16 protein-coding genes are annotated in these 21,534 nt (G+C 33.1%); 9 read left to right on the top strand and 7 right to left on the bottom strand.

Features of this window, described 5'->3' with window-relative positions; genetic code table 11:
- The first annotated feature begins 4 nt into the window (after positions 1-4).
- Positions 5-709 carry a hypothetical protein gene (locus C1S72_RS01635; RefSeq protein ID WP_104733936.1) on the top strand — a complete coding sequence of 235 codons (705 nt, stop codon included), beginning with the start codon at positions 5-7 and terminating at the stop codon, positions 707-709.
- Positions 702-1,544, top strand: coding sequence for a sensor histidine kinase (locus tag C1S72_RS01630; protein ID WP_230401558.1), 843 nt, complete (start codon positions 702-704; stop codon positions 1,542-1,544). Before C1S72_RS01635 ends, C1S72_RS01630 begins: the two co-directional genes overlap by 8 nt.
- Here C1S72_RS01630 and C1S72_RS01625 read toward each other — a convergent pair.
- Both C1S72_RS01625 and panB read right to left on the bottom strand, forming a co-directional pair.
- Positions 1,539-2,237 carry an RluA family pseudouridine synthase gene (locus C1S72_RS01625; protein ID WP_104733935.1) on the bottom strand — a complete coding sequence of 233 codons (699 nt, stop codon included), beginning with the start codon at positions 2,235-2,237 and terminating at the stop codon, positions 1,539-1,541. The two genes, C1S72_RS01630 and C1S72_RS01625, sit on opposite strands and share 6 nt — an antisense overlap.
- A gap of 19 nt (positions 2,238-2,256) precedes the next feature.
- Positions 2,257-3,075 carry a 3-methyl-2-oxobutanoate hydroxymethyltransferase gene (panB, locus tag C1S72_RS01620; protein WP_104733934.1) on the bottom strand — a complete coding sequence of 273 codons (819 nt, stop codon included), beginning with the start codon at positions 3,073-3,075 and terminating at the stop codon, positions 2,257-2,259.
- 122 nt (positions 3,076-3,197) lie between these two features.
- Between panB and C1S72_RS01615 the strand changes: the two genes are divergently transcribed.
- Together C1S72_RS01615 and C1S72_RS01610 are read left to right on the top strand one after the other, a co-directional pair.
- The gene (locus C1S72_RS01615; RefSeq protein ID WP_104733933.1) at positions 3,198-3,656 is read left to right on the top strand and encodes a nuclear transport factor 2 family protein; all 459 of its coding nucleotides are present in this window, start codon (positions 3,198-3,200) and stop codon (positions 3,654-3,656) included.
- A gap of 61 nt (positions 3,657-3,717) precedes the next feature.
- Positions 3,718-4,506, top strand: a complete 789-nt coding sequence (locus tag C1S72_RS01610) for a porin family protein (RefSeq protein WP_104733932.1) — start codon at positions 3,718-3,720, stop codon at positions 4,504-4,506.
- Position 4,507: 1 nt separating this feature from the next.
- Here the strand turns inward: C1S72_RS01610 and C1S72_RS01605 are convergent, their stop codons facing one another.
- Both C1S72_RS01605 and C1S72_RS01600 read right to left on the bottom strand, forming a co-directional pair.
- On the bottom strand, positions 4,508-5,932 hold the full coding sequence (locus tag C1S72_RS01605; RefSeq protein ID WP_104733931.1) for an L-serine ammonia-lyase: 1,425 nt from the start codon (positions 5,930-5,932) through the stop codon (positions 4,508-4,510).
- A gap of 79 nt (positions 5,933-6,011) precedes the next feature.
- Positions 6,012-6,500, bottom strand: a complete 489-nt coding sequence (locus C1S72_RS01600; RefSeq protein ID WP_104733930.1) for a hypothetical protein — start codon at positions 6,498-6,500, stop codon at positions 6,012-6,014.
- 190 nt (positions 6,501-6,690) lie between these two features.
- Between C1S72_RS01600 and dnaK the strand changes: the two genes are divergently transcribed.
- From dnaK to C1S72_RS01575, 5 genes are all read left to right on the top strand, one after another.
- Entirely contained in the window at positions 6,691-8,598 is a 1,908-nt protein-coding gene (gene dnaK, locus C1S72_RS01595; protein WP_104733929.1) for a molecular chaperone DnaK, read from the top strand.
- Between the two features lie 104 nt (positions 8,599-8,702).
- A complete protein-coding gene (locus C1S72_RS01590; protein ID WP_104733928.1) occupies positions 8,703-11,015 on the top strand; it encodes a BspA family leucine-rich repeat surface protein in 2,313 nt (770 codons plus the stop codon).
- A gap of 188 nt (positions 11,016-11,203) precedes the next feature.
- Positions 11,204-12,004, top strand: a complete 801-nt coding sequence (locus C1S72_RS01585) for a T9SS type A sorting domain-containing protein (protein WP_104733927.1) — start codon at positions 11,204-11,206, stop codon at positions 12,002-12,004.
- 388 nt (positions 12,005-12,392) lie between these two features.
- Entirely contained in the window at positions 12,393-17,030 is a 4,638-nt protein-coding gene (locus tag C1S72_RS01580) for a T9SS type A sorting domain-containing protein (protein WP_104733926.1), read from the top strand.
- Between the two features lie 133 nt (positions 17,031-17,163).
- Positions 17,164-18,102 (top strand): NAD(P)H-dependent flavin oxidoreductase, encoded by a 939-nt coding sequence (locus C1S72_RS01575; RefSeq protein ID WP_394338513.1) that lies wholly within the window; start codon positions 17,164-17,166, stop codon positions 18,100-18,102.
- Between the two features lie 3 nt (positions 18,103-18,105).
- Here C1S72_RS01575 and C1S72_RS01570 read toward each other — a convergent pair whose 3' ends face one another.
- The 3 genes from C1S72_RS01570 to C1S72_RS01560 all read right to left on the bottom strand — a co-directional run bounded on the left by C1S72_RS01570 (position 18,106) and on the right by C1S72_RS01560 (position 21,514).
- On the bottom strand, positions 18,106-20,178 hold the full coding sequence (locus C1S72_RS01570) for a DUF3857 domain-containing transglutaminase family protein (RefSeq protein ID WP_104733924.1): 2,073 nt from the start codon (positions 20,176-20,178) through the stop codon (positions 18,106-18,108).
- A 113-nt stretch (positions 20,179-20,291) separates the two neighbouring features.
- Positions 20,292-20,855 carry a GNAT family N-acetyltransferase gene (locus tag C1S72_RS01565; protein ID WP_104733923.1) on the bottom strand — a complete coding sequence of 188 codons (564 nt, stop codon included), beginning with the start codon at positions 20,853-20,855 and terminating at the stop codon, positions 20,292-20,294.
- A 14-nt stretch (positions 20,856-20,869) separates the two neighbouring features.
- The gene (locus tag C1S72_RS01560; protein ID WP_104733922.1) at positions 20,870-21,514 is read right to left on the bottom strand and encodes an alpha/beta hydrolase; all 645 of its coding nucleotides are present in this window, start codon (positions 21,512-21,514) and stop codon (positions 20,870-20,872) included.
- Between the last annotated feature and the right edge of the window lie 20 nt (positions 21,515-21,534).

The following is a 21,534-nucleotide window of genomic DNA, read 5'->3' as shown; positions in this document are numbered from 1 at the left end:
ATTTGTGAAGGAATTTTTAGAAAATTATTATTCTATATTAACGAAATCATTTGAGCTTATTGCTGCTTTAACAGGGGTGTTATTATATAGTAAATATAAAAATACGCCTGTTAAATATTTCATATGGTTTTTAGTTTGGATTGTTTTCCTTGAAATCGTTGGTAGTTATCCAAGATATCTAAAAGACCTTGAATTGTTTTATTTAATTGAAGGTACTATTCTAGAAAAGAATTACTGGTGGTTCACTATTAGCTGGACCAGTGCTGCAACCTTGTTTTACTCATGGTTTTTAAGTAAGAGATATAAATCTATTTTTTTTAAAAGAATAATATTTTATGCCAGATACTTATACATATTAGTCATTATTTTAACCATAATATTTAGGTTTGATAGCTTTTTTATAAAAAGAGAAACTTATATTAATATTTTAAGCTTGAGTATCATTTTGTTAAGCTCCATATTTTATCTGTACGAACTTTTAAACTCTGAAAAATTGTTTGACTTTTATAGTTCAATTTATTTTTATGTTTCGGCTATTATATTTATTTGGTGGTTGGTAACAACACCCTTGGGCTTTTTTGAAGTTTATAATACTAAACAAGATTGGGATTACGTAGCAATTAAATGGACAATAAAATTAGCAGCAAATATCTTTATGTATCTTGGCTTTGCAATTGCGTTAGTAGTATCAAAACCTGAATATGAATAGTTTAAATTACTTAATAGTTTTAATTAGTAGTTTACAAGTTACAACCAAATCTGAACGTTACTTGTTAATCTACATGATATTTACATTAGTAATAATTACTACAATAGTTATTGTTTTTTTTGTAGTGTTTCAAAAAAGAAAAAACAAACTTCTTTTAGATAAAATAAAGCAACAACAGGTTTTTGAAGAGGAAATTTCAAATACACAAATTGAAATTCAAGAACAAACTCTAAAGAACATTGGTCAAGAATTACATGACAATATCGGCCAACTATTGTCAGTTGCTAATATGCAATTAAGTATTATGACAACGGCTGTTGACGAAACGATAAAAGAGCAATTTTCAGAAACCAGGGATGTTGTAAAAGATAGTTTGAGAGAAGTTCGTGCGCTATCAAAATCGTTAAATAGTGATGTTATAGCTAATAAAGGTTTTCATGAATCTATACAAAACGAAATCGACAGATTAAATAGGTTAAAAATATTGAATGCTACATTAACAGATAAAGGAGATAAAGCATTATTTGAAAATCAAAAAGACAGCATTATTTTATTTAGGATTTTTCAGGAATTTATTTCAAATACCGTTAAATATGCTTCAGCAAAAAACTTTTCGGTAACTATTGAATATATGGATGATAAACTTATTCTGCATGCTAAAGATAATGGTAAAGGTTTTGATATTGAGCAAATAGAAAAAGGTGCTGGACTGATGAATATGCGAAATCGAGCCAATTTAATAAATGCTACTTATAAATTAGAATCAGAAATAGGTAAAGGCACGGAGTTGGAAGTTATTTATCCTTACAGAAAACCTAAAACCTTGGTGTTATAGACAAGCATTCCATACAGGATCATCAGGGAGAGGTGCAGTAATGGAAATAGGTTCTTTAGAGACTGGATGTGTAAAATCTAAACGTCTAGCGTGTAGGCTAATACTACCATCTTTATTGCTTCTGTCAAAACCATATTTTAAATCGCCTTTTATAGGACAACCAATACTTGATAGTTGCGCTCTGATTTGATGATGTCTTCCTGTTTCAAGCGCAATCTCTAATAAAAAATAATTATCCAATTGTTTAATCGTTTTATAGTGAAGAATAGCTTTTTTTGAGCCTTCGGTTTCTTTTATAAAAGCTGAAGATTTATTGTTTTTAGGATTCTTTTTTAACCAATGAATCAACGTGCTTTCTGTTTTATCAGGAATATTTTTAACAAGAGCCCAATAGGTTTTATTTGCTTTTTTTTCTGCAAATAATTTATTTAATCTTGGTAACGCCTTGCTAGTTTTTGCAAACAAGACGATGCCTGTAGTTGGCCTATCTAACCGATGTACAACACCTAAATAAACGTTACCAGGTTTGTTGTATTTCTCTTTTATGAAACTTTTTACTACCTCACTTAAAGGTTTGTCACCAGTTTTATCGCCTTGAACTATATCACCAGCACGTTTATTGACAATAATAATGTGATTGTCTTCGTAAAGAACTTGCAGATTATTTTTATTAGATACGATTTTTGAACTCAAGATATTTTATTTCTAACCACTAATACTGTTCTTTATCACTCGGGAAATCAAGTGATTTCACATCGTCAACATATTGAGAAATAGCTTGCGTCATATCTTCATACAAATTCATATATCTTCGTAAAAAACGCGGATTAAATTCATGGGTCATCCCAATCATGTCATGAAGTACTAATACCTGACCATCAACACCATTTCCTGCACCAATTCCAATTACAGGAATACTTACACTTTCAGCGACTTCTTTAGCCAATTTTGCAGGGATTTTCTCTAAAACTATAGCAAAACAACCAGCTTTTTCAAGCATCAAGGCGTCCTCTTTTAGTTTTTCTGCTTCTTGTTCCTCTTTGGCTCTTACCGTATAGGTTCCAAATTTATAGATTGATTGTGGTGTAAGCCCCAAATGCCCCATTACAGGAATACCTGCATTGAGTATTCTTTTAATTGATTCTTTAACTTCCTTACCACCTTCAAGTTTTACAGCATGACCACCACTTTCTTTCATAATTCTTATAGCAGAACGCAATGCTTCTTTAGGATCACTTTGATAGCTTCCAAAAGGTAAATCAACCACGACTAATGAACGATCTATGGCTCTGACTACAGAAGAAGCATGATAAATCATATGATCTAGAGTAATTGGCAATGTGGTTTCATGACCAGCCATAACGTTACTAGCCGAATCACCAACAAGAATAACATCAATACCAGCACCATCAACAATTTTTGCCATTGTATAATCATAAGCGGTAAGCATGGATATTTTTTCGCCATTAGCTTTCATATCTACCAATGTTTTTACTGTAATTCTTTTGTATCCCTTTTTAGCAACTGACATAGTGTTGTTTTAAAATTTCTAGTTTGTAAAAATACTAAATTAGATATATAGTGTTAAACTTTTCTTTATAGGATTGAAAATAAGACCATCTAATATTATATTCGTTTAAAACTAAACTAATTATGCAACGATTTTTATTCTATCTAACCGTGTTATTATCCACAACTATTTTTGGTCAAGAGTCTGCTGAACAACAAGCAGAGCAAACAATTAAAACTTTTTTTGAAGGCTTTCATAAAGGCGACACAACACTTATGAAGTCTGTAATGATGGACAAGGTTTTAATGCAAACAGTTTTTAAAACAAAAGAAGGTAAAGATGTTTTGGTGACAGATGAACCTGGAAAATTAATTAGCGCAGTAGCAAATAGAACTGAAGATCAAAAATGGGAAGAAAAGATATTGGAATATAAAGTTCAGGTAGACGGTAACATGGCGAATGTTTGGACACCTTATGAATTTTGGTTTAATGGAGAGTTTAGTCATTGTGGTGTCAATTCATTTCAATTATTTCATGATAATGGAATCTGGAAAATAATCTATTTAATAGATACGAGAAGGCGAACAGGTTGTCAAGATTGATTTTATTTGTTTAATGCTTAAAATAATTTGATATTTGGTTATCTAACTAACTATCTAAAATATGATTAAAAGAATTATAACGGCATCCTGTGTTTGTTTTTCATTAGCGTTATTTGCTCAAGATGTAATTCAGTCAGACACTCTACAAAGTCAAATGAGAATAGGTGTAAAAGGGGGATTAAGCTTACCTTCTTTATCTGACAAATCTGATAATATTTATACTGAAAATTTTAAGTCATTTGCTTCTTTTGAAGGTGGTATTTTCTTCAATTATGAAATCACTAAAGCGATTTCGGCACAAATTGAATTTAATTATGCTAAAAAAGGAGGCGAAAGAAATGAATATCAACCCATTCCACCTTCAGCATTAGAGAGTAATCTACCACCTGATATAGCAGAGCAAATTCCTCCAGGTACCGTATTTTATGCTGATTTTAAAAATCGTAATGAATTGCAATATTTTGAAATTCCGCTACTACTTAAATATACATATACATATGGTAATGATTGGCGTTTTTTTGCTAATGCTGGACCCTACATTGGATTTTTAATGAAAGCTACACAAGTTACTAGTGGGAGCAGTCAAATTTATTTTGATGAAGATAGAGAAATAGCATTATTTCCAGAGACATCGTTTGATGCAAAAACTGATGTAAAAGATAGTTTAAATGATGTGAATTTTGGAGGTGTATTAGGTTTGGGTGTTACCAAACAAGTTACCAATAAATCTGAAATATTATTTGAGGTTAGGGGTACTTATGGATTTATACCCTTGCAAAAGGACGAAACATTTGGAAAGAGTCGCGTAGGTAGTGTGTTATTTTCTCTTGGGTACGTTTATTATTTATAAATTAGCAATCACTTAAATGTACACCTACAGCTAAACCGCCTTCACTAGTTTCCTTATACTTGGTATTCATGTCTTTGGCCGTTTCCCACATGGTTTGAACAACCTTATCCAAAGGGACTTTTACGTTTTTAGGATCAGTGTCTAATGCCAATTCCGAGGCATTAATTGCTTTTATAGCTCCCATAGCATTGCGCTCAATACACGGAATTTGAACCAAACCTCCAATAGGGTCGCAGGTCATCCCTAAATGATGTTCCATGGCTATTTCAGCTGCAATCAAGACTTGTTCAGGAGTACCTCCTTGTAGTTCACAAAGTGCAGCAGCTGCCATCGCTGATGATACACCAATTTCCGCTTGACAGCCACCCATTGCGGCAGAAATAGTCGCTCCTTTTTTAAAGATACTTCCTATTTCCCCAGCAACTAATAAGAAGCGTTTGATATCGTCAAAATTTCCATCATGATTTTCAATAACTAAATAATACATTAAAACTGCTGGAATAACACCAGCACTTCCATTAGTAGGTGCTGTCACCACACGTCCTAATGCTGCGTTGACTTCGTTAACGGCAAGTGCAAAACAACTAACCCATTTTATAATTTGTCTAAACTTTACTTCGGTATTTCTTATAGATTGAATCCACTCGGTAGGATCTAAATAGGATGTATCGCCAATTAAATTTTTATGCATGTCAAAAGCACGTCTTCTTACATTGAGCCCTCCAGGTAAACTTCCTTCAGTATGACATCCTAAATACATGCATTCTAACATAGTGTTCCAGATGCGTTGTAATTCAAAATCAATAGTTTCAATGGGTCTGATTGATTTTTCATTTTCTAAAACAACTCCTGATATTGGCATCTGTAACTGATTGCAGAAATCTAACAGTTGTGTGCCATTTTCAACGGGATAAGGAAACGTACAATAAAAAATGATTTTGTTGGCTTTTGCAACTTTTCGCTCTTCCTGAACTACAAATCCACCACCAATAGAGTAGTAGGTTGATTTGTAATTTCGGCCATTTACGGTTGCAGTAAATGTAAGTGCATTGGAATGAAATGGTAAAAATTTTCTATTGAACGTAATATCTGTTTTGGCATTAAATTGAATAGCTTTTTCATTGTTGAAAATAATATTTCCAGAATTGCTAATGGCACTGATTACCACATCAATTGTTTCGGTTGGAATTAATTCAGGATCGGCTCCACTTAAACCCAACATAACAGCCAAATCGGTTGCATGTCCTTTTCCTGTTAAAGATAGTGACCCATAAAGATCAACGGTGATTTTTTCAACTTTGTCAAAACGTTTTTTGTCTTTTAATTCTTTAATCCAGCGTTCAGCTGCGCGCCAAGGACCTAGAGTATGAGAACTTGAAGGACCCACACCAATTTTCAGCATATCAAAAACAGAAATTGACTCCATAAAAATGATTAGTTAGATTTAACCACAAATATACATTTAGTTCTTAATGATAGCATGAAAAAAGGAACGATTACATCTGTTAATGCTTTTTAAATTCCTTAATATTAAAAACATTCATTACCGCTTCTAAATCTGTATAAATGTGTTTACCAACATCATCGGCAGGAACTATAACGACTCTGAATACCTGATTTTGAGTCCAAACGGAATCTAATAAACCAAAATCAATGGTGCCGTCTAAAAAGAATCGAACATCCTCTCTGGTAAAATCATAATTGTAAACAAGAGTCCCTTCATTAAATGCAACAGTTTGTGGCACTAAACGCCAGATTTCCTGACCATCAATTACATCCCATAAAATATAAACCAAAGTGACATCAGATGGATATATTGTGAATCCATATGGTTCTATATATTCGTAGTCGTTTCCAGAAGTAAAATCTATTTCTATTTCAAAGGCAGGTGCAACAATAAGACCACCTTCAGGACCTGGTGGACCAGAAGGACCTTCGCAAGAAATGGTAAGGATACAAATAAATGATATAATGACTATTACAAGTTTCTTCATGATAAATAAGTTTTGATTCGTTTTTTAAAAGTATGAATAATTAGAGAGATGTAGTAATGTTTAACCTAATTTATAAAAAATGTGACAAGCTGTCATATTTTTTGTCATGGCACAATACTTGACATTAGTATGATGAATAAAATTTATAATTCAACACAATTAAATTAAAGAAATAAAGAATACAAGTATTATGAGTAAAATTATTGGAATCGATTTAGGAACAACAAACTCTTGCGTTTCTGTTATGGAGGGTAACGAACCTGTTGTAATCCCAAACGCAGAAGGTAAGCGCACAACACCATCGGTAATTGCTTTTGTTGAAGGAGGCGAGATTAAAGTTGGTGACCCAGCAAAACGTCAGGCAGTAACAAACCCGACAAAAACGGTTTATTCTATCAAACGTTTTATGGGAAATAAATATTCTGAATCTAAAAATGAAGCAGAACGCGTACCATATAAAGTAGTAAAAGGTGATAATGATACACCACGAGTAGATATTGATGGTCGTTTATACACACCTCAAGAATTATCAGCCATGATTCTTCAAAAAATGAAGAAAACTGCTGAAGATTATTTAGGACAAGATGTAACACGTGCAGTAATTACTGTACCTGCATATTTTAATGATTCGCAACGTCAAGCAACTAAAGAAGCTGGAGAAATTGCAGGTTTAAAAGTAGAGCGTATTATTAATGAGCCTACTGCTGCAGCTTTAGCTTACGGTATGGATAAGAAAGGTACTGACCAAAAAATCGTTGTTTTTGATTTTGGAGGTGGTACACATGATGTTTCTATCCTAGAATTGGGAGATGGTGTATTTGAAGTTTTATCAACTGATGGAGATACGCATCTTGGTGGTGATGATGTAGATGAGAAAATCATAAACTGGTTGGCTGATGAGTTTAAAGCTGATGAAGATATTGACTTACGTAAAGACCCAATGGCTTTACAGCGTTTAAAAGAAGCAGCTGAAAAAGCAAAGATTGAATTATCATCTTCTGCTCAAACTGAAATCAATTTACCTTACGTTACTGCTACTGCTAGTGGACCAAAGCACTTGGTTCGCACATTAACAAGAGCAAAATTTGAGCAATTAATTGATGATTTAGTAAAGCGTACTATTGAACCTTGCGAGTCTGCACTTAAAGCGGCAGGATTATCAAAAAGTGATATAGATGAAATTATTCTTGTAGGTGGTTCTACCAGAATTCCTGCAGTACAAGAAGCTGTTGAAAAATTCTTTGGTAAAAAACCTAGCAAAGGTGTTAACCCAGATGAAGTTGTTTCTTTAGGAGCAGGTATCCAAGGTGGTGTTTTAACAGGAGATGTTAAAGATGTTTTATTACTAGATGTAACACCATTATCATTGGGTATTGAAACTATGGGTAACGTGATGACCAAGCTAATAGAAGCAAACACGACAATACCTACAAAGAAATCACAGGTGTTTTCAACAGCTGCGGATAATCAGCCTTCAGTAGAGATTCACGTATTACAAGGTGAACGTGCTATGGCAGCAGATAATAAAACCATTGGACGTTTCCATTTAGATGGTATTCCACCTGCTAGACGTGGTACGCCTCAAATTGAAGTAACGTTTGATATTGATGCCAATGGTATCATAAAAGTATCAGCAACTGATAAAGCAACTGGTAAGTCTCAAGATATTCGTATTGAGGCATCATCAGGATTGACTGAAGAGGAAATTCAAAAAATGAAAGCTGATGCTGAAGCAAACGCTGAAGCAGATGCCAAAGCTAAAGAGACTGCTGATAAATTAAATCAAGCTGATGCTATGATTTTCCAAACTGAAAGTCAGTTGCAAGAATTTGGTGATAAATTATCAGATGATAAAAAGAAACCAATTGAAGAAGCCTTGGAAGAATTGAAAAAAGCTTTTGAAACTAAAGATTTAGCAGTTATTGATCCAGCTTTGGAAAAAATAAACGAAGCTTGGAAAGTAGCGAGCGAAGAAATGTACAAAGCACAAGCTGAAGCACAACAAGGTGGTGCAGGAGCAGAGCAACCTCAAGGTGATGCAGAAGCATCTAATGAAGGTAGTGATGTTGAAGACGTAGACTTTGAAGAAGTGAAGTAAGTACAAATTATCATAATAAGTGAAAAAGCGCAATCAGAAATGGTTGCGTTTTTTATTCTACCATATTTATATATATTTAAACCAATATTATACCAGTCAAATTTATGAGACATTGTTACTTTTTTATAGCATTATTTTTTCTAATTAATACCTCTTATTCTCAAGAACCATTTATTACGACATGGGAGGTTCAAGGAACAGACCTTAATATTCAAATAGGAACTTCACCTAGTGATTATAGTTATAATTACAATGTAGATTTTGGGGATGGAACAATAGTAAATAACGCAGTGAATACAATTCAACATGTTTATTCATCTCCCGGCATTTATACTGTAAAAATTTCTGGCACATTTCCTCATTTTAATGCTAACACAGTTAGTAATGATAAAATCAGAACTGTTGAACAGTGGGGTGATATAGAATGGATGTCTATGGAATCGACATTTGAATGGTGTCAAAACTTGGTTATAAATGCTACTGATAGCCCTGATTTGTCTCAAGTAACAAACACGTCAAGAATGTTTTTTAATTGTAGTGCTTTAAATACTCAATTAAGTGATTGGGATGTGTCTAATGTTACCAACATGTCATTAATGTTTAGTGGTTGTGCTTCATTCAACCAATTTTTAGATAATTGGGATATTTCAAATGTGACAAATTTATCAGGAATGTTTTATAATTGCAGTTCATTTAATCAATCATTAAATAATTGGGATGTTTCAAATGTCATTTATATGAATCAAATGTTTTCAGGGTGTAGTTCATTTAATCAGCCTTTAAATAATTGGAATACATTAAATGTTTTAAACTTTGATTCAATGTTCAACAATTGCAGTAATTTTAATCAAGATATATCTGATTGGACATTTAATACAAATTTATTTAATATTTCGGATTTTCTTTCTTTTACAGATTTGAGCATTTTAAATTATGATAGATTGCTAACTACGTTATCTGTTTCTGGAATTCAGAATGAAACGTTGGGAGTTTATGGTTTAGAATATTGTAACGTTGATTCTAGAAACTATTTACTGAATCAAGGCTGGAATATTCAAGGTGATTTCCAATCCCAAGATTGTAATCTAATATTGGGTTCAGTTTATTATGATTCAAATAATGATGGATGTTCAGATTCTGATTATGAGGTTTCAGGATTTACTGTAGTTTCAGATAATTCTGTAAACTTGTATTCTACAATTGTTAACAATAGTATTTATGAAATTTCATTACATGATGGGGTTTATTCAGTATCAATTCTGAATCTACCTCCATATTTTACATTATCACCATTAAGTTATATAGTAGATTTTTCGAGTTCATCTGAAGAACAAATTGATTTTTGTTTAACAGCCAATCAATCAGTTAATGATTTAGGTATTACAATTTTGCCAACTACTGAAGCTAGACCAGGTTTTGAAGCTAATTATAAGTTAGTGATTGAAAATAAGGGAACAGAAACTATAAATGATATTAGTGTAACCTTTGGTTACGATAGTTCCATGCAATCATTCGTTTCTTCATTACCTACACCTTCTAATGAAACAATTGATTTACTGGAGTTTAGTGTTGGTAGTTTAGAACCTTTTCAGAGTGACGAAGTACTCATTACGTTTTCCACTTTTCCACCACCAACAGTTAATGGAGATGATATTTTAGAGTTTAATACCCAAGTTTTACCTGATTTAAATGATTATACACCAAATGATAATGATTTCACTTTGGAGCAAATAGTTGTAAATTCTTATGATCCTAATGATAAGCAGGTCCTACAGGGTAGTGAAATTATATTAGAAGAAACAAGCGAATATTTGGACTATATAATTAGATTTCAAAATACAGGTACTGCAAGTGCCATTAATGTCAGAATTGAAGATATTCTCCACCCTAATTTAGACTGGAATACTATAAAAATTACTAGTTCAAGTCATGAATATGATGTTGAAATCATAGATGGAAATGAAGTGGCATTTAATTTTGACAACATTAATTTACCTGATATAAATACTGATGAACAAGGTAGTAACGGTTATATAGCTTATAAGATAAAACCCAAACCGTCAATTCAAGTTGGAGATATTATGGAAGGAGATGCTGCTATATTTTTTGATTTCAACTCGCCTATTATTACAAACTTAGTGTCTACTATTGTAATTGATAATTTAAGTGTGCCAGACTATAACTTAAATGATTATATAACAATCTATCCAAATCCAACAGATTTTGGTGTATATATCAAGAAGCATGATAATATTCAAATTAATTCAATATCATTACATTCATATCAAGGTCAAGAATTGGTGAAACTTATGGGCCCAGCAGACTTCATGAGTTTTAAAAATTTAGCATCTGGTATTTATTTGATAAAGTTTGATACTAATCTCGGAATTTTAAACAAGAAGATTATCATTAGATAACTGTCGATAAACAGAAATATTTGCGCAATTAGAAATGGTTGCGTTTTCTTTTTTATAAAATAGGATTTAGACTACAAAAAATCTATAATTCTTACAAATAAATTGCATTTTATCGAAAAAAAATAGCATTTCAAAGATAAATTTATCATGTTCTATACATTTACTCCATCAATTTAATAGCAAAAATTATGAAACGAAATTTACTTTTATTAATCGTATTTATAGTATCACTTGGGACAATTTCTGCCCAAACAACAATATGGTCATCAGATTGTGAGGATTTAACAGGATGGTCTGGTGAAGATAATGATGGTGATGGCTCTAACTGGTTCTACTATTCTGGTGGTGAAACATTTGGTTTTCAATCTGGAAGGTTTTATGGTTCGCCTTCATCTTCTATGACACCTGATAATGCACTTTTTACTCCAGCATTTTTTATTCCTAACGATGCCAACGATATTAAGCTTAATGTACGTGTAGCATCATCGAGTGCTACAAATTACTTGGAGTCTTACGCTGTATATATTCAAGAAGTTGGCGTAGGAAGCCCTTATGACACGATGTTGTTTCAACAAACATTATCGCAAGGAGGACCTGCATCTGCTAATGATATAGAAATTACTATTCCAAATAATTTTGCGAATAAATCTGTGAAATTAATTTTTAGACACTATAATTGCAGTAATCAAGACTATCTTTTGTTAGATGACTTCAGGGTTGAATATACTAACACACTTTCTACTGTAGATAATGAGTTCAATGATTTCTCTATATTTCCAAACCCTGTTGTTAATGAACTATCATTTAAAACTAGCCAGCCTATTTCTAGTGTAGAAATTTATAATATTCTTGGAGAGCAAGTTGCAAAAGCTAATACAAATAGAATCATTAATAACAAGATTGATGTTTCAAACTTGACAATAGGAAATTATCTGGTGAGAGTTAAAATTAATGACGTTTCAAAAACTTATAAGTTTATCAAAAAATAAAGATTACTATTTCATTTCATAAATAAAAAGACTCAATTCATTGGGTCTTTTTTTATTGGTCTAATTGAAGCCTTGAAACAACGAGATATTATGAAATGATCTTTAGCGTTAGTTTTCTAGCATTATCAATAGTTTTACTCTGAATTACAAACCTTAATTAGTTGTTTTTTAGATATTTATAAACAATATTTTTTGCTTATTAAAAATAAATAGCTTAAGTTTGTAATCTCCTCAAGAAATTTCTTAATAGCAATATATTGGTTGTAGCAAACTTTGATTGATTACACAAAAAGGTGTATTCATATCGATTTGCGCCACATTTACTTGTCTTTTTTACACAATAACTTACTTGTTTATGCAAACGAGGGTATTAACAAATATGTAAGTTATGATGAATTACAAAATTACTTCAATTAAGGGTTTGTTTTATAAAAACAGTCCTTTTAAAATGCTATTATTTTGTTGCTTGGTTTTAGGTTTTTTACTTAATTCAAGCACAAATGTACAAGCACAATCAGTTCCTCTAGGATCTTCAATACACGTTAATTTTGCCGTGGATGGAGATGTCTATTCAGGGTTATTTTCTTTTAGTCCTGATTCAGGTGTAGGAACTGATGATTGGGTGCAAGGCGCATCTGGATTGGGTGTTATTGATGAAACCAATGCCGCTGATATAGCTGAATTGGCTTCTGGTGCCAATGTATCAAAAGAATTTAGAATGTCGGTTCCTGTTTACACAGTTGTAAATGGCGATACATGGATTGATGCCGTATATATACGAGATCAAAACACGCAAGGAGGCAACATGGATTCCAATGTGTTTGGTGCTAGTGATGACAAAAATTTTGATGATCCAACAACTTGGACCATTAAAGAAGGGGATGTGCCTCAAAAAAATGATATCATAGATATTTATGCACATCTACGTAGAGACTCTGATGCGGTTTTTCCAAATAATGATGATCAATGGGCATTTGCTGCAGCTTCTACCCGAAGCGATAATGGTACAAGCTATATTGATTTTGAATATTTTAGAGAAAAAGTGACCTATATTCCTGATGAAGATGAAGTGCCAGCTGATAATAACAATAATGGAACTTTAGTCACAGGAGGAACAGATTGCGGACACACATCTTATGATTTTGATCCTGCTAGCGGTATAGTTATTACTCATGGAGATATAATATTATCAGCTAACTATACGAATGGTGGAGCCGTAGCTGATGTAAGATTATATGCCTGGATTGATAGTAGTGATTTCCCAGGTGGTTATGCTGCTTTCAATACTTTGCCATTCAGACCATTTAACTTTGGTGATGAGAATGGTAATTTTGAATTTTACAATTGTAATAATGATAATAATATACCATTCGGGTATGCTAGAATTTCTTTAAGGTCTGATATTACTGGTGAGGCGGCTATATTTGCTCAAGTAAATGCCTCTGCAAATGTTGCAGCGCCATCTTGGGGTACAGTTGCACCCAATGGAAGTTTCACCAATGAGTATATCATGCCAACTTTGGCTGAATTTGGTATTAACGCAACCCTTTTAGGATTAGATACAAGATCTTCAACTGGTGATTGTCAGGCTCCTCTTGGAAGTGTTATTGTTAAAACACGTTCTTCAGACTCGTTTACAGCTGAGCTTAAGGATATGGCTGGACCATTTGATTTAGGTGATACACCAGAATATACAGTTACACTAGCGGGTGATGATTTAGATTGCTTTGAATCTGAAGTTATATTAACTGCATCTCCTGCTCCACCAGGAACGTATACGTATGAATGGTACAAGGACGGGGTTTTAATTCCGGGTACAGATCCTAATTCTAATACTTTAGCAGTTACAGAAGCTGGAGTATATAAAGTTTTTGCTACAGTGATGATTGCTGGTGAACCTGGTTGTACTGCTGAAAGCGAAGAGTTTACTGTAAATAGTATAAACACAGCTGAAACGCTAGTTCCAGATTGCCCAAATACTGATTCTGTTGACTGTAATGATGATATTGATACCAGATTTAACGATTGGAAAAATCCTGCTGGATTCACTTATGAAGGTGGAGGTGGAATAGTTACAGAATCATTTACGTATTATATAGATAATGTTGAAGTAACGGAAGGCGAATTTGCTGCTCCAAGTGTTTGTGGTGGAGGTATTGCTAAAATAAGATATACTGTGAGTGATGAATGTGAGCAAACAGAATTTTGTGAAACCACATTTACAGTAGCTGATGATGATACCATTCCGGTAATAACAGCCAGTACAGGAAACATAGATTACACCGAATGTAATCCAACGATCACACCACCAACTTTTAGTGCGAGTGATAACTGCTTGGATCAGGATGTCCCAGTAATCGGACAAACAACAGGACCAACAAATAATGGTTGTGCTTATAGTCAGACCTGGACAGCTAATTACACAGATGCATGTGATAATGAGGCAGTGGAAGTCAGTGTAACTTATACATGGACAGAGGATACAGAAGTTCCGGTAATAACAGCCAGTACAGGAAATATAGATTACACTGAATGTAATCCAACGATCACACCACCAACTTTTAGTGCGAGTGATAACTGCTTGGATCAGGATGTACCAGTAATCGGACAAACAACAGGACCAACAAATAATGGTTGTGCTTACAGTCAGACCTGGACAGCTAATTACACAGATGCATGTGATAATCAAGCAGTGGAAGTCAGTGTAACTTATACATGGACGGAGGATACAGAAGTTCCGGTAATAACAGCCAGTACAGGAAACATAGATTACACTGAATGTAATCCAACGATCACACCACCAACTTTTAGTGCGAGTGATAACTGCTTGGATCAGGATGTACCAGTAATCGGACAAACAACAGGACCAACAAACAATGGTTGTGCTTACAGTCAGACCTGGACAGCTAATTACACAGATGCATGTGATAATCAAGCAGTGGAAGTCAGTGTAACTTATACATGGACAGAGGATACAGAAGTTCCGGTAATAACAGCCAGTACAGGAAACATAGATTACACTGAATGTAATCCAACAATCACACCACCAACTTTTAGTGCGAGTGATAACTGCTTGGATCAGGATGTACCAGTAATTGGACAAACAACAGGACCAACAAACAATGGTTGTGCTTACAGTCAGACCTGGACAGCGAACTACACAGATGCATGTGATAATCAAGCAGTGGAAGTCAGTGTAACTTATACATGGACAGAGGATACAGAAGTTCCGGTAATAACAGCCAGTACAGGAAACATAGATTACACCGAATGTAATCCAACGATCACACCACCAACTTTTAGTGCGAGTGATAACTGCTTGGATCAGGATGTACCAGTAATTGGACAAACAACAGGACCAACAAATAATGGTTGTGCTTACAGTCAGACCTGGACAGTTAATTACACAGATGCATGTGATAATCAAGCAGTGGAAGTCAGTGTAACTTATACATGGACAGTAGATACGGAAGACCCGGTTATTACAACCAATGGTATTAGTGGTGATTTGGGTTGTAATCCAGAAGTTGTTCCACCATCTTTCAAGGTAGATGACAATTGTCTAGATAGTGACATGCCAATTCAAGCAAGTACTAATGGTCCAACTAATAATGGTTGTTCTTACAGTCAGACATGGACAGCGAACTATACGGATGCTTGCGGTAATGCAGCAGAAGAAGTTAGTGTTACTTATACATGGACAGTGGATACGGAAGTACCAGTTATTACAACCAATGGTGTTAGTGGTGATCTAGGATGTAATCCTGAAATAACACCACCAACATTCAAGGTTGACGATAATTGTTTAGATGATGAGATGGATTTAGTGCCAAGTACTACAGGACCAACCAATGATGGCTGTGCTTACAGTCAGACATGGACAGCAAACTATACAGATGCTTGTGATAATGAGGCAGTAGAAGTCAGTGTAACTTATACATGGACAGTGGATACGGAATTGCCAGTAATAGTATGTCCTGAAGATTTGGATGATATTTGTAATGACGAATTTCCTTCATTAACTGCAACCTGGTCTGATAATTGTTCAGCTGGTGGAACATTAACACTTGATGGTCCAACTAGAATTGAAACAGCGCCAGATGGTTGTTCTGAAATTGGTTATTATGATTTCCAAGTGTATGATGAATGCGGTAATTTAGGTACTGAAACTTGTTCTATAATTAGAGAGTTTGACGTAATTGGCAATTGTGAAACAGCATTTGCTAAAGCAAATTCAGGTGATCAGTGCTTTATACCAGACTTTAGTCGTTGGGGTTGGACAAACTATTTCAACAAGTATGGTAATTATACCATGGACTTATGGGCTGGAGCCGCACATTGCGATACTTGGCGAGGAAATCTTGTTGGTACTGTAGATGTAAGCTATAGCGCATCTGAAGTAATTGTTACTTACAATATAGCAGCAGGATATGTTATGAATGAAGCTCATGTTTATGTAGGATGCGAGCCTTATCCTAGAGGACGAGGTCGTGCTGCAAACTATACTGTGGCTCCAGGACAATATCCATTTAACCCTTCATTCTCGGGTTATGTTCAGACCTATTCTGTAGTAGTTGACAATGAAACTGCAAGTAATTCTGAAGGTATTTATATTATAGCTCATGCAGTGACTTGTGAAGTGATTTGTATGTGCAGCAAGAGTATGGAGGATGTATGCTCAGAAGATGATAATCAAACTGAATTTGTTGGAGCGTTTGAATGTGAAGCATCAACTACAATAGGTTCATCGATTTTCAGTAGTTTTAGAGCTTATCCAGTACCGTTTGATAAGGAAGTGAATATTGCTTATGAAATGGATTATGACACTGATGTAACCCTTGAAATATTTGATATTAAAGGAACATTAATTCAAAAAATCAAAAATGTAAATTATGTCAAAGGTGTCGAAGCTATAAGTACAATCGATATGTCTAAAACAGATAATCAATTATACTTTGTACGCATAACGACTAATAAAGGTACAGTTATTAAGAAAATTGTATCAAAAAGCCCTAGACGTAGGTAAGTATTAATCATTAATTAAATTAAAAGCCCAACTTTAATTAGTTGGGCTTTTATATTTATGTGAGCTCAAAAAATTTATTATGCATGCATATAAATTAGCTTATATTTGTGATTAATTAATTATCATATCAGATATGCTTACCAAATTACTTAATATAAAATATCCTATCATCCAAGCTCCTATGTTTTTAGTTTCCAACACAGAAATGGTAATAGAAGCTATGAAATCTGGAATTGCTGGCTGTATTCCGGCTCTAAACTATAGGACTTTACCAGAATTACGTGAGGCTATCAAGGAACTTAAACAAGCTAAAGTTGAAGGTGGTTCTTTTGGCTTTAACTTAATTGTAAATAAATCTAATGTCAAGTACAAAGACCAATTACGAGTTTTATGCGAAGAAGGCTGTGATTTTATAATTACCTCACTAGGTAATCCTGAAGAAACTATTACTGAAGCCCATGCAGTAGGAATCAAAGTATTCTGTGATGTTACGGATTTACATTTTGCGAAAAAGGTGGAAGATCTTTGTGCTGATGCAGCCATTGCGGTTAATAATCAAGCTGGTGGTCACCGTGGAAATTTGTCACCCAAAGAATTAATTTCGCTTCTTACAAAGCATCTAACAATCCCAGTTATTTCAGCTGGAGGTGTAGGATGCAAATCAGATATTGATAAGATGTTAAGTTATGGTGCTGCAGGTGTATCAGTAGGTAGCCCTTTTATTGCATCAATAGAAGCTGGTGTCACTGATGAATATAAACAAGCCTGTGTTGATTATGGTGCAAAAGACATCGTTATGACAGAGCGTATATCTGGAACACCATGCACAGTTATTAATACGCCATACGTTCAAAAAATAGGAACTCGTTCAACCTGGTTGGAAAAAGTTTTAAATAAAAATAGAACTTTAAAAAAGTGGGTTAAAATGATTCGGTTTTATATTGGCATGAAAGCCACCGAAAAAGCAGCATTACAAGCAACTTATAAAACGGTATGGGTAGCAGGACCAAGTATTGAATATACGCAAGCAATTTTACCTGTTAAGGATATTGTGAAAAAGTTAATTAATTAACTTTTAAGCGCTTCTATATTTTTTGAAAAGCCACAATAATAGTAGAAGTAATATAATTGCTATTAAAACATAAATAAAAATTTTAAATAAATCCTTAACAACATCAACTATATTTTTGTTGCTGCCATTACTTTCAGAATCTACCTGTGTTTTTGGAATGTATAACGTAAAACCAAAAGATTTATCAACTCTGTTTATGTTATTTTGATATTCTTTAAATTGAGTAGGTAATATGTGACTGTTTTGAATTTTTAAATAGTGTTTGACATCTACTTCATTTTTTTTCTTATCATAATTAACATACCAATCGTAGTAAAAAATATCGGAACTTACTATATCATCCATATTTTCCACATTCCAAGTTTTGGGAAGTTTTATCTTAAAATCATGTTGCCTGGCAACTGGATATGGTAAACTAACCTCATAGTCTCGCTTTTCTTTAGTCGGAATGTATAATATATTTAGTAAGCTAGTTGGTGTAAAAGTTGCTGCAATATAGTTTTCTTTATGTTGCATGGGTGTCCAAATACTATCGATTTTATACTCTTCAAATACTACGAATTCATTTTTATCTAAATTATCTTTGATTATAGGCGTTTTTAAGGATTTGATGTTAAAATAATAATTAGCGTAGAAATTTTCATAATCCTTAATAATACCATTCATACTATTGTTTTTAAAATAGTTACGCATATTATCGGCTTCAGCTTCACTATATGTTGTAACAATTTTTAAAGTGGCTCCTTTGTTAACTTCTTCAAGAATATATTCTTCATTTGTAGTTACTTTATTTGATGAGTTTGAAACGATTTCATCAAATACTGTTTCTTCTGGCTGAAGAACAAGACCATATTCATAATTTGGAAAATGTGTGTTTTTAAAAGTACCACCTTGATTTGTTAATGTTGGATCATAATAAAAAATATTTCCTGCTTTATCTATAACTTTTACGACACAATGATCAAAAAATATTGGAGAGGGTAGCAGATCTAAAATAACATGCTTTAAACTAGTATTCACGAGCATTGGGTATGCTTCTATATCTAACTCTTGCAACATGGTCACCATCAGCAAACTTTTATCTTTACAGTCACCATATCTTTGATTAAATACTTGGCTAGGATTATTGGGTTTATAGCTTCCTACACCAAGTTCGTAACCTAAATAACGAATATCATTTTGGACAAAATCTAAAACCGCTTTTATTTTTTTACCAGGCGTTTTATTAGCAGTTTTAATTTCATTTATTTTAGATTTTAAAGATGTATCTAAACTGGAATTTGTTTCATAAACATTAACGCCCCAATTTACAACATCGGACCAATTATCATACTCACTCACCAACAACGTATGATATGTTAATTTCCAAATAGGTATGCTGTCTTCATATTCAAATTTTGTTGGGTTTATAACCAACCATTGATAATAATTCAAACCATTCTTTTTTGATATTTCTGGAGATAAATTGGTGTTAATAGTTTTGTAATTTAATTTCTTATTTGATATTAAAGAGACATTAACTTTTCCAACAGGAACAACATCGTTCAAGTAATATGAATTACTGAATTTGTTATTATGTATGGGGTTAAACCCAATTATAGAGTAACTATAATCAATAATATCATTTGATCTTATGTCTGAAAGGTTTATCATAGCCGAAAGTGATCCATCATATAGATGATTTTCTGCATTCAACTCCCTTCGCATTACTTGAAATTGATTTACATCAAGTTTGTTTACGGTTTTTCCATCTCGTTTAATGATAATTTCATGAAAAATGAGTTTTTGATACAGAGGGTCATATGATACATTGATATTTGAAGCTGATTGAATACCTACATTATCTGTGATTTTCGTAACAAACCTAAAAAAGGATGCTTGTTTTGGAATATGAACTTGATAATCTGCAAGCAATAGAATACTGCCTTGTGAAATATCATCAAAATGAATTTTTGGGTCTTGCTCAAAATTTTGAGTGCTTACCCAAGAAGGTTTATTCTTTGTTATAACATTTGTCTGACAATTCGACTTTATAAAAAAAGCCAAAAAAAGAAATAGAAAGTAATTTTTTTTCAAGATTTCAAGATTTAATGTCGTGAAAATAATGATTTTTAATTTTTATGGACAAATTGAAAAAATTATTTTCAAATTTTCATAGTTAACGACAGTACAATAATTTGAATGAAAATTTAAAAGCAGGATTTTTTTATTTTCTCCCATTCGCTTTTTAAAATTCCGTAGCAGCAGGTATTGCGACGGAAACCATCTTTCATTAAAGTATCTTTTCTTAAAATTCCTTCGAGTGTGGCACCTATTTTTTCAACGGCTTTTCGAGATCGAGTATTACGCTCATCGATTCTAAATTCAACTTTTTCAAAGTTCATTGTTTCAAAGGCATATTGAAGCATTAGAAATTTAACTTGCTTATTTAAACCTGTTCCTTGAAAATCTTTACCAATCCATGTCCAACCAATATGTAGCGTTTTATTTTTCCAATTAATCAATCCAAACCTTGTAGAACCTGCATATGCTTGTTTCCGTTTGTCGAATATAATATATGGAATAGTGTTTTTCTGATAATAACCATCAACTGCAGTTTGCACATAGTTTTTAAAGCTTTCGGGTGTTGATATATCTGAAGGCGAGTAGTGAATTAGATCTTTTTCTTGCGCAATCTTAAGTAGTACTTTATAATTACTTAAATCTAGAAGTGTCAGTTTAACATATGGGTTTTCTAAATTTTTTTCAGGCATAATATTTTGTGATGTTACATGGTGCTGATAATATTTTTAATCACTTCTGTATTTACAACGTGTTTACCATTAAAAGGAATTACATCCAACGTAATACCAAATAATAGAGCGGCCTTTTCAATTTCTTGTTCTATACGCTCTTCATTAAGGTATTCATCTTCATTTCCATAGACTAATGTTGCTTTTCCTTTAAAATATTCAAAATCATCAGGATTTAATTCAGTAGGAATTCCACCCGAATGAATAATCAAACGGTCAGCTTGTAATTTTCTATATACCATATAACGCATAGCGATACTTACACCTTGAGAATAACCCAAAATTATGAGATTTCCATTATGTGGTATATTTTCCTTTTCCAAAACCCCATCAATATAGTTCATAAGATTCATCGTTTCTTTCTTTGTATTTTCTTTAGTCAGCCAACTCGCACCTACATGCCTAAATTTTGGGCCTATGTAATATTTACTTGGTGCTTGTGGAGCAACAAAGTAGTTTTCTTTGATATTCATTACTTCAAAATATTTTAAAAAGTAGCGACTTAAGTAACCCATTCCATGAAAAACAAGCCAAATATTTTTTGTTTCAGAAGTTAACGTATTTAGTGTTGCGTAGGTGTTGGTTGTTGTGTAAGATATTTCTTTTTCTGTAAGATTCATTTTATGAATGGGTTTTGTAC

This window comes from Hanstruepera ponticola (assembly GCF_002940745.1).
Taxonomy (GTDB): Bacteria; Bacteroidota; Bacteroidia; order Flavobacteriales; family Flavobacteriaceae; genus Hanstruepera; species Hanstruepera ponticola.
This window is presented reverse-complemented; position numbering and strand designations above follow the sequence as displayed.